Here is a 13,252-nt window from a genome sequence, read left to right as displayed (position 1 = left end):
CGATCAATCGGCGGGCTTTTTTGTGGGTACCTGTCGTCCTCTATGAAATCTCAAGTGACAAACACAGCCCTTCGCCAGTAATCCTGTGAGATATCAGAGTACTCTTCGCAGATTATGAGGGAGCAACGGGGATGTTGCAGCTGTCCGACACTCAAACAAAAAACGCCCTGCCCTTCCAGCCACTGGTGGAAGCCTTGAGAATCATGTTCAGGGAAGGCTGCGAAATGCCGGTTCGGCATCATCATACCATGGGTGTACCAGACAAAGCAGACGCCACTCTCCTTCTCATGCCTGCCTGGCAGTCAGGTGCCTATTTCGGTGTGAAGCTGGCAAGCGTCTTCCCAAGCAATGCAGACCTGGGCATTCCAGCAGTTTCAGCCACCTATCTTCTATCCGATGGAACTACGGGCGCTCCGCTTGCCTTGGTTGACGGCGGAGAACTGACAGCCCGCCGCACCGCAGCGGCCTCAGCTCTGGCTGCAGATTATCTTGCGCGCAAAGATGCGAAGACATTGACCATGGTCGGTACCGGTCGCCTGTCCGCCAACCTCATCGAAGCGCATTGTGCAACCAGACAGATCACAACCGTATACCTCTGGGGCAGAAACTTCGAAAAGGCGCAGCAAAATGCACGAGAGTTGAGTGTAACGCTCGGCCTCAACGTGATTGCCGAACAGTCATTGCAAAAGGCCGTTGGACAAGCAGACATTGTTTCAGTGGCAACACTCTCCAACGCACCGTTAGTCAAAGGCGAATGGCTGCCAGAAGGATGCCATCTCGATCTCGTCGGCGGGTTCACCCCGAATATGCGCGAAGCAGATGACATAGCAATCACCCGTTCCAGAGTGTTTGTCGACACGCGTGCCGGTGCCATGAAAGAAGCAGGTGATCTGACCATTCCGCTCGCAAACGGCACTCTGAAACCTGAGGACGTAGTTGCAGATCTATACAACCTGACACGAGGCGAAAATCCGGGCAGAACGAGTAATCAGGAGATCACCTTCTTCAAGTCCGTCGGGGCTGCTCTAGAAGATCTGGCAGGTGCGATTCTGGCCTACGAAAACTCAAAGGAACTCCAAAGCGCCTAAATGCAACGGCTCAGCACAACTATCCATTACGGTGCTGAGCCCAGAACCTTTGCCGCATCTCCGCAGTTCTGAAGTGAGTAAAGTACGCATCTCGCTGCATGGAGACCAAAGGCTGGTAATGGAGAAGGTCAACTTCCCTGGTTGCCACCGGACGCAGACTGTCGAGCACATACCGCTCGCCGTGAAGCTGCACTGAAGTCACAGCATGGATAACCTGCCTGCGACTGTCTTTTACCACTATAAAGCGTATATCCGCTTCCGCGTAGCCCAGCGCAAGCAGGCTGAAGTACTTGGCGATGGCATAGTCCTCGCAATCCCCCCGATACCTGAGAAACTGCAAGGGTGCACGCCAGACGTCTGCATGCCCAGCGGCGACAGCTTGCGGGTCATAACCCGCACTTTCATTGATGTAAGAGTTCAGCAAGGAAAGCTGGCGCACCGACGGTGTCTGCCCTACCCCACGCACAATACGAGACCAATAGTCAACCGAGCCAGCACAGCGTACATTACCAGCAATGCACTCTTTCAGCGAAGCCAGCTGCTGATCACATTCCGGCAGCACAGCCTCCCACTTCTTGAAAGCCCGGCTGTTTCCGCCAGAAATCTCAACAGAACCAAACAGCCCAAAGCTTTCATGTGACTTTCGGTTTGCCGGATTGGTGAAGCGGATAAACGAAAACAGACGGCGACGGCGTATTTTGCTGGGATAATCAAGCTTTACAGTATGCGCCTGCCCCTTAGTCATGCTGGACACAATTCCGGAAAGAAAGGCAGCTTTCACCACCATCCCTATAAAGCTTCGTCGCAGCAAACCGCGTTTTCTACGATGTTTGCCCCGGTATTCCGGAAGAGCCATAACGCATTACCGTTCTCTTAGTGCCTCCTCACGTGCACGATTAACCGGCTTAAGAATGTAAGCAAGCACACTCTTCTCACCGGTGAGAATATCGACGGAGGCGACCATCCCCGGCAGGATGGGAAGACTCTTGTTGCGACTTTCTAACTCCGTTTGCTTGGTTTTGATAATTACGGAGTAAAACTGCTCATGGGTCACTTCATCGTAAACAGTATCTGCAGAAATTCCCTCAACTTCTCCATCAAGCCCACCGTAGATGGAAAAATCATAGGCACTCAATTTTACAAGTGCCTGCTGGCCCTGATGGATAAAGGCAATATCCTGCGGTTTGACCTTAGCTTCCACGAGCAAAATATCTTCAACGGGCACGATGGTCATCAATTGCTGCGAAGGTGATGCAACGCCGCCAATCGTGCTCACATCAATTGTATTCACAATGCCATCCATAGGAGCGCGAATTTCTGCCCGCTTGACCTTATCGCCAGCCCCTTTTGAAGTTTCTGAAATGATATCCAGCTGTGCCTGAACCTCACTCATCTCGGCACGCGCTGCTTGACGGAACTTGATGTAAAGGCTCTCAATCTCCTGTTCTGCCTCATCAACGGCAGCTTGCAGCCGCCCCTCAGTCACCTGAAGCGTGTTGATCTGCCCTTCCAGATCCCCAATCTCCCGCTGCAACTTGAGCATATCCGTTCGCGGGATAATCTGTTTTTCAGCAAGAGGCGCTTTCAACTCACGCTCTTCGTTCGCAAGACGCAGTAACTCCATCAGTTTACGCTTCTGGTTCTCAGAGGCTTCCAGTTCCGCCATACGCTGCGCAACACGAGATCGATTGATGGCGACCTGTCCTTTCAGGCCTTCCACATTGGCTTGAAACAGAGAAAGCTCTGAGGCAACAATTTGAGGGGCTTTCTCCTGATAGTGGTCAGTATAAGACAGCTCCTCCCCCCGTTGTGGCCAGACCGATTGGAACTCCAACCGCTCCCGCGCGATCTCCAAAGCAAGCTGCTTCGCGACAAGTTCTCCAAGATTGGAAGAAAAGCCAGTATCATCCAACCGGATCAGCACATCCCCTTTGCTGACGAGATCACCGGTCTTAACCAACACCTCCTTGACGATCCCACCTTCAAGGCTTTGGATCACCTGTATCTTTGCCGATGGAATGATCCGCCCGTCACCACGTGTCACTTCCTCCAGTTGAGCCCAACTGGCCCAAACAACAAATGCCACAAGAAGAAGACCGATGAGCAGGATCAACAATCGTGTTCTGGCAAACACAGCATGCTCCAGCCCGACGGAAACCTGAGCAGCTCCTTTGGGAAGCTGGACAGTTTCAGAGCCTGAGCTAATCCACTTTCTCATCAGCTCCTTTAGATTTAACAGGCGCAAAGATGATCCCCCTAGAAACTCCCCAACAAGTTCCAGAGGCACGCAGCCAACCGGAATCAAGCTATCCTAACCAAGGGTAACTCTCCTTGTTTTTTCTGAATACTACGGGGATCTATTGCGGAGAATTGCAGGTTGGAACTGACAGAAACGGCAACGCCAAAAACAAAAAAAGAAAAGACGCAGGTTTCTGGAAAAGAGGCCAAACCAGACGTGCCCAAAGCGTCTTCTCATGAAGATGATGCATTGGTGATTGAAGGACATGCTTCGGAAGTCGCACCTGAAACTGAAATGCCCCAAGAAAAGAAGTCACCAAAAACACGGCCCAAGGAAGATACGGCAGAACCCCATATCTTAACCGAGATTGATCCTCTCAGAGGATGCCTTGAGATCCTACTTGTCCAGCACAACATGCCCGCTAACTCGGAGAACCTGATCGCAGGACTTCCTCTGGTAGATGGCAAGCTGACAGAAGATCTGCTGCAGAGAGCCCTGCAGCGCGCTGGCTTCTCTACGAAGGCATTCCATCAAAAGATCACCGACCTGTCTTCTCTCTTGTTCCCTGCTGTACTCATGCTGAAATCTGGCGGCGCGCTGGTGGTACTGGAAAAATACGATGAGCACTCTTATGCCGTCGCATTACCCCATGCAGATGGTGGCGCAGTCCTTGCGAAACTGGAAGAACTTCAGGCTCTTTGCAACTGCACTGTGATTGTCGCCAAACCTTTTTACAAACCCGAACGCACTGAAGAAGAAGTAAAGGATCAAGAACAGTCTCACTGGTTCTTTGGTGGCATTAAAGCGGTTGCACGCGATTATGTCTTTGTCGCACTCGCTGCAGCCTTCATCAATTTACTGGCTTTGGCCTCACCTCTGTTCACAATGAACGTCTATGATCGCGTATTGCCCAACTCGGCATTTCCTACGCTCTGGGTCCTAACTCTTGGTGTCACCGGCGCCTTGCTCTTTGATCTGCTTTTGAAGACATTACGCGCATCCCTCATTTTCTTTGCTGGCAAACGCGCTGATCTGATCATCTCGTCCCGGCTGTTCGATCAGGCCATGCACCTGAAGATGTCTCACAGACCCAGCAGCACCGCTGGCTTCCTGAATGAGATGCGCGAGTTTGAGACCATTCGCGAATTCATGACATCAGCAACAATCACCGCGATTACGGATCTTGCCTTTCTGGGAATGTTCCTCGGACTTATCTGGTACATCGGTGGCCCAATGGTCTATCCGCTTTTAGCTGCCATAATCGGTGTGGTCGCAATTGGCTTGATCATGCAGTTCTCAATCAAGAAAGCCGTTGAAACCACTGTTGCAGATGCCACACTCCGAAACGCCTTACTGGTGGAGAGCCTGTATGGATTGGAAACAATCAAGCTTCAGCGAGCGGAGGGCCAACTGCTGGGCAAATGGGAAAGTGCCAGTGCAGCAGCTGCTGCAGCCCAAAACAAGGTCAGATCCTTGTCCACTTGGGCATTGAACCTGACAGGCTTCCTGCAACAGCTCACCACCGTCGCTCTCTTGGTAACAGGAGCCTATCTCTTCTCAGAAAAGCTCATATCCATGGGTGGCATTGTAGCTTGCGTTATTTTGGGCGGTAGAGCCGTTGCCCCGCTCGCTACGCTCTCCAGCTTCCTTGCTCGTTTCCAGCAAGTCAAAGCCGCATACAAACGCCTTGATGCCATCAATCAGTTGCCAAGAGAAAAGCCTTGGGCTTCCAGACATCTGACCAAAACCATTGATGAAGGCCAGCTTGCTCTGAAGAACCTAAGCTTCACATACCCTCAGTCGGAAGAACCATCTCTCAGAAACCTCAATCTTTCAATCAAGGCAGGCGAACGCATCGCGATTCTCGGCCCTGTTGGTTCTGGAAAGTCGACACTAGGCCGCCTCCTGAGCGGTCTTTATGCCCCAGAAGCAGGCAGTTACTCTGTCGACAATCTGGACCATCAACAGTTCGCTCCCACTGAACTAAGAAGATCCATTAGTTACATCGGACAGGATTCCAGCCTCTTTTCAGGCTCGATCAGAGACAACATCAAGTTGGGACGTCCAGAAGCCTCTGATGCTGATCTGGTCAAAGCCTGCGAGCATTCCGGCGCTTTAGAGTTCATCGACGCGCACCCACATGGCTTCGCCAGACTGATCGAGGAAGGTGGCAGAGATCTATCTTCGGGACAGAGACAAAAGCTGATCCTTGCAAGAGCGTTTATGGGCAATCCAAAGATGCTCTATCTGGATGAACCGACTGGCATGATGGACGGGCAAACAGAGCAGCAGTTTATCAACGCGCTGTCATCTGCCATAAAACCAGAACAAACACTGGTAATCGCAACACACCGAACCGCGCCACTCTCACTGGTCGACAGACTTATCATTCTGGATAAAGGCCGCATTCTGGCAGATGGACCAAAAGAAAAGGTCATTCATATCCTCTCAAAGGGAAATGGATGACCAAGCGGCCTAGTACGCTCTCATGTACTCATGGAAGCAAAGGCAGCGGTTGATGGCCTCATCATCCCAAACCGCCTCTTTCATGTACCCAATGGCCACGCCGCACCAGTCCCGCGTTTCTAAGGCCCAGTCAAACCGCAGCTGCACAATGGTTGCCTGCTGAGCAGCCACAACGATTGTGTTGGCCTCCTCAAAGTAATCACGCACCCGAATGGAGATCTCGTTGTGCAGCTCCTCAGGATGCTGAAGATTGAAGTTGTAGCAAACGCCACCACGGTAATAGTCAGAGGTCGCTACCGAAAGATCCGCACTTGTCGCTTCACTCGCCCAAATGCTAAACGATGCCGCTGCCCCCCAAAACAAGAGCACGGGACCACTCACCAGCTTTAGCAGCTTATGCATGTCCATAATCCCCTCCCTCACTGTTTTGGCTTAGGCATAGCAACAGGCGTGCCTCGCACCCATTGAGCAGTAACTCCCGGCAAGGCTTTACCCGGCAACCAGCTCTCTGTCTCTTCATCATCCCGTGCTTTACGATAACCGGCTTCCGCTTGTGCCGGTGGCTGAACGTCAAACGCCTCCAGCAACCCGCCCATAGCCGCAAGCAGCCGGTAATTCGCAAAGGTCTGCGCATACCGCGCAGAAATCTCAGAAACCTCAGTGAAGAACACCGTGTTCTGCGTATCCAGAACATCCAGCAGAGTTCGTTGACCAACTGTGAACTGTCCTTCATAGGAAATCAGCAGCTGCTGTGACGCTGACAGCTGCTTTTTGATGATCGCAAGCTGTTTGGAAAGCTCCACCCGCCGGATCCAGGAAGCCCGCGTCTCCCGTTCCACTTCACGATACGCACGTGCCGTCCGCATGCGCGCCTCTCCAGCGCGTTCTACCTGTTCTGCACGCCGGTTCTTTGTGATGTTGCCGTTAAAAAGATTCCAGCGCATCACAACCAACGCGGTCGCCTGATTGTTCACGCCGGGAAAACCGTTGAGGTTCTCGCCCACACGAGACGACAATTCCAGATCAAATCTGGGATAGTAATCCGCTTCCGCAATCTTAATCTGAGCGTTTGCAGCATCTACATCCGCTTTGCGCAAGGCAATAAGCGGGTTGTTGCGCCGCGCCACATTCAGGACCGCTGGAAGCGTACCCGGAATGCGGCGCGTCACACTTGGCACGCCCCCCAAGCGTCCCACTGGTTTGCCAACCACCTCAATAAACGTCGCCTCGGCCAGTTCCAGCTCTTCAACGACTTCTTCCAATGCCAGCGTTGCAGCAAACACTCTCTCGCTGGCCTGCTGAACATCAGCCACCGACACAACACCGCGCGATAAGCCGGCACGCATATCCGAAGCAACCTTGCTGTGATAGGCAATGTTACGCTGCGCCGCCTGCTTGACCTCAGAAAGGCGGGAGACCTCTACATAAGCCCGCACAGCACTCAAGCCAATGAACTCAGAGCGCTCCCATACACGGAAAGAAGTCGCATCCAGTCGCGCCCGTTGACGTTCAATCTCATAGGTCGTCGCAAAGCCGTCAAACAGCTTTTGCCGACCTGTTGCGCGAACTTCATAAGGACCATAGAAGAACTGATCGCGTTGGCGAGTAAAGCTTCGGTCCGCCCATTCCGCACCTCCACGAAACTCCAGATCAAGGCGCGGCAGCCATTCGCCTTTGGCCTGCTTCAGCTCAAAGCCGATCGCATTGCGATCAAACACTGCTTCACCAATTTCGGGATTGCTGTAAACGGTCAGATTCACTGCGTCTCTGAGAGACATCGCGTGACCTGCTCCGCTCAACAGGCCAACTGCAGCAACGCCAAGGAAAAAAGGCGCAAACAACTTCATACACACGCCCTCTACGCAATACTTAAGACAACCGGGCAACTGAAGCTTTAATTTACTTTATTTTAATATAATGTCATTCCTCAACCAATTAAGTGTAATAAATATCGATACCTCAAAAATTAATAACAATATCACTTTGCAAATTTGATCACGAATACATGTCATTTATACGTATTGCATAATGTATATATAAATTTGAACCCTATTTGATTTAGAATTCAGCGACACAATTTCATCCTTGCAACATTTTCCTCCTCGGAGAATGCCCGCCAACGTCTTGTTCCTGTTTGCAAAGGAAGACCTGTATGCCGACGATCAGAACTGATGAAACGCAAGTCCCTTCAGTCCAGGACACTTCTTCAGAACAAGTTGTTGAGCTGCAACCTAATGAGGGTACATCCGCTCCCTCTCAAAGCCGTCTCATCATTGAACTTCCACCAGATATTGCAGTCGATCTAGAGAACCAGCCGGATGCCCCACCACGCGGCATAAACCTGCTGCTGAATGAGGTTGAATGGGACCCGGTCAGAGAGGTTTTGCTGCTTCCATCAGGCTTAGAACTCGCAGGCATCCAGACAGCCAATAACACTACCCAGATCACACTTGCTGATGGTACACTGCTGATCATCCAGGGACACAGCGAAAATCCTCCATCCATTGAGATTGAAAATCAGATCCTCACTGCACAGGAGATTCAAACAGCGTTTGCCGCTGCAAGAAATGCAGAACCAAGCGCTGGCCCGGAGGCCTCATCAGGCCCGTCCAGTGGGTCAGAACCCTCCAGCGGCAACAACGAGCCACAGTCTCCATTGCCAGCAAGTGAGGACCTGACTGGAAGCGGTAATGATTTTGAGCCTATTCCGATCGCTGTTCAGCCTTCCTTTCCAATCACTCCGCTCCTACTCCCTTCAGAACGCAGCGAAGAGTTTCTGGAAAGAGACTTCGGGGATGGAGCCTTTGAAAGCAACGAACCAATCATCTCCAGCGCAGATCCATCTGATCCAACAGTGCGCCCTGCTTTCTTTGAAGGCAACACCGATGATGTGTATGAGGCAGGCCTGGCATCAGGCAGCGATGCCGGGCAGGCAGAGACCCGAACAGCAGGCCCTATGAACATCCAGAGCGGATCATCGCCGCTCCAGACACTCGAAGTCTGTGATCCGACACAGGATATTTGGATTGATGTAACCAATGGCGGCCAAATCATCACACCTCATGGCACCTACACCATCACAACTCATCCAGACGGAACATACAGTTGGACGTACACCCTCGATGCAGCGGGTGATCACAGCAACAACGCCCAACAAGATATGTTGAAAGTTCGTGTTACGAACGAAGAAGGCAATCAGGCAACCGGCGACATCACCATAAACATCGTCGACGATGAGCCAAGCATCGATATCACCGATAACCCGGCTCAAGTGGCTGAAGGCGATACCCTCGCAAGCACATGGTCTCTCAACCCCGGAGCAGATGGCGTCACACACATAACCGTGTCTGTCCCCGGTGAAGTGGACCAGACAATCACCCTGTCCGGCAACACACCCGCTACCTTCACGTTGCCGAAGGGAACCTTAACCGTCAATCCAGACGGCACCTACGCCTTTGAAGCAGCAACCAATCTGGATAACGACGACCCGCAAGAGCAAAGCTTCACCATCACCGCAACGGATGCGGATGGAGACACAACAACCGACACCCAGACCATCACCATCACAGACGGCACTCCACCAACACCGCCAGACAATCTCCCCGGAGAAGCTGTCGACCTGATCCTGACAGTCAACGAAGCTGCCCTTGATACAACGCAGGATCAGAATGATCTGGCCGCCGGCAACATCACTGGATCCGATCCAACAAGCACTGCTGAGACAGAGGTCTCCAGCACCCTCACTTTCACAGCTGGCTCTGACAACCTCTCAACCTTCGCTTTTGGAGATCTCTCAGGCATCACCATTACTAACGGCGATGCCGCACTCAATGTGAGCTGGACAGTTAGCAACGGCCAGCTCATCGGCTCCATAAACGGCACGCCAGCAATCATTCTGGCACTCAATGCATCTGAAATCCCCGCAAGCCAACAAGGCTCTGTTCAAGTCACAGCAACACTCACAGACGCCTTCCCGCATGATGCAAGCGGAGAGCCAATCAAGATCAACGGCATCACCATCAACGCTTCAGACCACGATGGCGACACTGTTACAGCCGACATTCAGGTCAACATAATCGACGACGCACCACAGCTGGATATCGCTGATACACCTGCATCAGTTACAGAGGGCAACACGCTTAACGGAACATGGACGCTCAACCCAGGAGCAGATGGCGTCATGCACATAACTGTGTCTGTCCCTGGTGAAGCGGACCAGACAATCGCATTATCCGGCAACACATCCGCCACCTTCACGTTACCGAAGGGAACCTTAACCGTCAATCCAGACGGCACCTACGCCTTTGAAGCAGCAACCAATCTGGATAATGACGATCCACAAGAGCAAAGTTTCACCATCACTGCAACAGACGCAGATGGAGACACAACAACCGATACCCAAACCATCACCATCACAGACGGCACATCACCAACACCGCCAGACAATCTCCCCGGAGAGGCCGTCGATCTAATCCTGACAGTCAACGAAGCAGCCCTTGATACAACGCAGGATCAAAGCGATCTAGCCGCCGGAAACATCACCGGTTCCGATCCAACAAGCACTGCTGAGACGGAGGTCTCCAGCTCTGTCACGTTCACAGCTGGCTCGGACAACCTCTCCACCTTTGCCTTTGGTGATCCTTCCGGCATCACCATCACCAACGGCGATGCGGCTCTCAATGTGAGCTGGACAATTAGCAATGGCCAGCTCATCGGCTCCATAAACGGCACGCCAGCAATCATTCTGGCGCTCAATGCATCTGAGATCCCCGCAGGTCAGCAAGGCTCTATACAAGTTATTGCAACACTCACAGACGCCTTTCCGCATGATGCAAGCGGAGAGCCGATCAAGATCAACGGCATCACCATCAATGCTTCTGACCACGACGGCGACACGGTCACAGCAGACATTCAGGTCAACATAATCGACGACGCACCACAGCTGGATATCGCTGATACACCTGCATCAGTTACAGAGGGCAACACGCTTAACGGAACATGGACGCTCAACCCAGGAGCAGATGGCGTCATGCACATAACTGTGTCTGTCCCTGGTGAAGCGGACCAGACAATCGCATTATCCGGCAACACATCCGCCACCTTCACGTTGCCGAAGGGAACCTTAACCGTCAATCCAGACGGCACCTACGCCTTTGAAGCAGCAACCAATCTGGATAATGACGATCCACAAGAGCAAAGTTTCACCATCACTGCAACAGACGCAGATGGAGACACAACAACCGATACCCAAACCATCACCATCACAGACGGCACATCACCAACACCGCCAGACACTCTCCCCGGTGAGGCCGTCGATCTAATCCTGACAGTCAACGAAGCAGCCCTTGATACAACGCAGGATCAAAGCGATCTAGCCGCCGGAAACATCACCGGTTCCGATCCAACAAGCACTGCTGAGACGGAGGTCTCCAGCTCTGTCACGTTCACAGCTGGCTCGGACAACCTCTCCACCTTTGCCTTTGGTGATCCTTCCGGCATCACCATCACCAACGGCGATGCGGCTCTCAATGTGAGCTGGACAATTAGCAATGGCCAGCTCATCGGCTCCATAAACGGCACGCCAGCAATCATTCTGGCGCTCAATGCATCTGAGATCCCCGCAGGTCAGCAAGGCTCTATACAAGTTATTGCAACACTCACAGACGCCTTTCCGCATGATGCAAGCGGAGAGCCGATCAAGATCAACGGCATCACCATCAATGCCTCAGACCACGATGGCGACACGGTCACAGCAGACATTCAGGTCAACATAATCGACGACGCACCCCAGCTGGACATCGCTGATACACCTGCATCAGTTGCAGAGGGCAACACGCTTAATGGAACATGGTCCCTCGACCCGGGAGCTGATAGCGTCACGCACATAACCGTGTCTGTCCTCGGTGAAGCGGATCAAACAATTGCGTTGTCCGGCAACACACCCGCCACCTTCACGCTGCCAAGAGGCACACTCACCGTTAATCCAGACGGTACCTACTCTTTTGAAGCCGAAACCAATCTAGATAACGACAACCCGCAAGAGCAAAGCTTCACCATCACCGCAACGGATGCGGATGGAGATACGACCTCTGACACTCAAACCATCACCATCACAGATGGCCCTAATCCGTTTGGGGGCGATATCATCGCGCTGAGCCTTGATGAAAGCGCGCTTGGAGAGCAGATTGGTAACAATGACCCCACTGGAGATGTCATCGGCTCCAACCCGGCAAGCACAGCAGAAACTCAAAGCGATACACTCAGCTTCACCGCTGGTTCTGACAATATCGTCAGCTTCACTGTAGGAGATACCTCCAGCATCGAAGTTCGGGACGACAGCGGTGCTGTTGTAACTTCTATGAACTGGACATTGTCTGCTGACAAGCAAACCCTGACTGGGTCAATCAACGGTCAAAATGTCATCCAGCTGTCTCTAACCGGATCAACCATCCCTGCAGGCTCCACGGGCACAGCTCAGGTCACAGCAACACTTCTTGCCGAGTTTCCTCACGTGACCAACGGAACCAGCGACTTCACCATTTTGGGTGTGCCCATCATTGCGACCGATACAGATGGGAGCACAGCTCTTGGTTTCACAAACATCTCAATCAAGGATGATGGTCCTGACATCGATATTGCTGATGTTCAGGATATCGTCTCTGAAGGTGAAACCATCACCGATACGTTCTCCCTAAGCTCTGGAGCCGATGGGTATAAGCAGGTGACAGTCTATACAGATATCAACGACCAGCACATCGTCAGTCTGGCTCCTAATACGCAAACCACGCTCTACACGAAACAAGGTGAGCTCACCATCCATTCAGATGGCACGTGGGAGTTTACAGCCAGTACAGGACTGGACTTCAACCAGCCACAAACTCTGCAGTTCTTCATATCCGTTGAAGATGGGGATGGTGATACAGATACGGACAGTCATCTCATTTCTATCAAACCAGCGGCGTCGCCTATTCTCGGCACCTCAGGCAACGATGTCCTTACGGGCACACAGACAAGCGAACTCATCAAAGGCCTTGATGGTGATGATACGATCAACGGCGGTGGTGGGCACGATAAAATCACAGGTATGGGCGGGAAAGATACGCTCACCGGCGGAGAGGACAGCGACACGTTTGTACTCGATCTTTCCAACCTCACCGTGGCAGATCTAATTACAGATTACGATTCCACCGGAGAAGATGCAGACAAACTGGATGTAACGGAACTGATTGGTACAGAAGAGATCACACAGCAAAATGTCGGAGACTATTTCCAGCTCTCAGGCGGCATCTTGAGCTTCGATCAGGATGGGGCTGGCACCAATCATAACATGGTACAGGTTATGGAGTTTGCATCACCACCAGCTCAGCTGGAGCTGATCGTGGATGAAAATCAGGCACCAGTGGTCGTAACAGCTTAAGAACTCAGGCAAAGAAAAACCCCGGAAACAACGCTACCGGGG

Annotated in this window: 7 protein-coding genes; 3 read left to right on the top strand and 4 right to left on the bottom strand. The window is 52.3% G+C overall.

The genetic code is table 11. The features are described 5' to 3' along the window. The first annotated feature begins 131 nt into the window (after positions 1–131). A complete protein-coding gene (locus PJE062_RS01935; protein WP_008546514.1) occupies positions 132–1,088 on the top strand; it encodes an ornithine cyclodeaminase family protein in 957 nt (318 codons plus the stop codon). Between the two features lie 19 nt (positions 1,089–1,107). On the opposite strand, the gene PJE062_RS01930 is transcribed toward PJE062_RS01935, so the two are convergent. After that, positions 1,108–1,833 (bottom strand): transglutaminase-like cysteine peptidase, encoded by a 726-nt coding sequence (locus PJE062_RS01930; protein ID WP_208982104.1) that lies wholly within the window; start codon positions 1,831–1,833, stop codon positions 1,108–1,110. Between the two features lie 117 nt (positions 1,834–1,950). After that, positions 1,951–3,306 carry an HlyD family type I secretion periplasmic adaptor subunit gene (locus PJE062_RS01925; RefSeq protein WP_008546480.1) on the bottom strand — a complete coding sequence of 452 codons (1,356 nt, stop codon included), beginning with the start codon at positions 3,304–3,306 and terminating at the stop codon, positions 1,951–1,953. A gap of 159 nt (positions 3,307–3,465) precedes the next feature. Between PJE062_RS01925 and PJE062_RS01920 the strand changes: the two genes are divergently transcribed. Then, entirely contained in the window at positions 3,466–5,793 is a 2,328-nt protein-coding gene (locus tag PJE062_RS01920; RefSeq protein WP_008547086.1) for a type I secretion system permease/ATPase, read from the top strand. Between the two features lie 9 nt (positions 5,794–5,802). Here PJE062_RS01920 and PJE062_RS01915 read toward each other — a convergent pair whose 3' ends face one another. Both PJE062_RS01915 and PJE062_RS01910 read right to left on the bottom strand, forming a co-directional pair. Further along, positions 5,803–6,201: a hypothetical protein gene (locus tag PJE062_RS01915; RefSeq protein ID WP_008546829.1), complete on the bottom strand. Its 399-nt coding sequence runs from the start codon at positions 6,199–6,201 to the stop codon at positions 5,803–5,805. An 11-nt stretch (positions 6,202–6,212) separates the two neighbouring features. Beyond that, positions 6,213–7,640, bottom strand: coding sequence for a TolC family outer membrane protein (locus PJE062_RS01910; RefSeq protein ID WP_008547328.1), 1,428 nt, complete (start codon positions 7,638–7,640; stop codon positions 6,213–6,215). A gap of 305 nt (positions 7,641–7,945) precedes the next feature. Between PJE062_RS01910 and PJE062_RS01905 the strand changes: the two genes are divergently transcribed. Beyond that, positions 7,946–13,210, top strand: coding sequence for an S-layer family protein (locus tag PJE062_RS01905; protein WP_008546791.1), 5,265 nt, complete (start codon positions 7,946–7,948; stop codon positions 13,208–13,210). The last annotated feature ends 42 nt before the right edge of the window (positions 13,211–13,252 follow it).

Source organism: Pseudovibrio sp. JE062, from assembly GCF_000156235.1.
Taxonomy (GTDB): domain Bacteria; phylum Pseudomonadota; class Alphaproteobacteria; order Rhizobiales; family Stappiaceae; genus Pseudovibrio.
The sequence above is the reverse complement of the archived record's forward strand: the minus strand, read 5'-3'. Positions and strand labels throughout refer to the sequence as shown.

What these genes read in the sequence shown, in the direction of transcription:
- PJE062_RS01935 (WP_008546514.1), top strand. Translation starts at nt 132, where the DNA reads ATGTTGCAGCTGTCCGACACTCAAACAAAAAACGCCCTGCCCTTCCAG.
- PJE062_RS01905 (WP_008546791.1), top strand. Translation starts at nt 7,946, where the DNA reads ATGCCGACGATCAGAACTGATGAAACGCAAGTCCCTTCAGTCCAGGAC.
- PJE062_RS01925 (WP_008546480.1), bottom strand. Translation starts at nt 3,306, where the DNA reads ATGAGAAAGTGGATTAGCTCAGGCTCTGAAACTGTCCAGCTTCCCAAA.
- PJE062_RS01930 (WP_208982104.1), bottom strand. Translation starts at nt 1,833, where the DNA reads ATGACTAAGGGGCAGGCGCATACTGTAAAGCTTGATTATCCCAGCAAA.
- PJE062_RS01915 (WP_008546829.1), bottom strand. Translation starts at nt 6,201, where the DNA reads ATGGACATGCATAAGCTGCTAAAGCTGGTGAGTGGTCCCGTGCTCTTG.
- PJE062_RS01910 (WP_008547328.1), bottom strand. Translation starts at nt 7,640, where the DNA reads ATGAAGTTGTTTGCGCCTTTTTTCCTTGGCGTTGCTGCAGTTGGCCTG.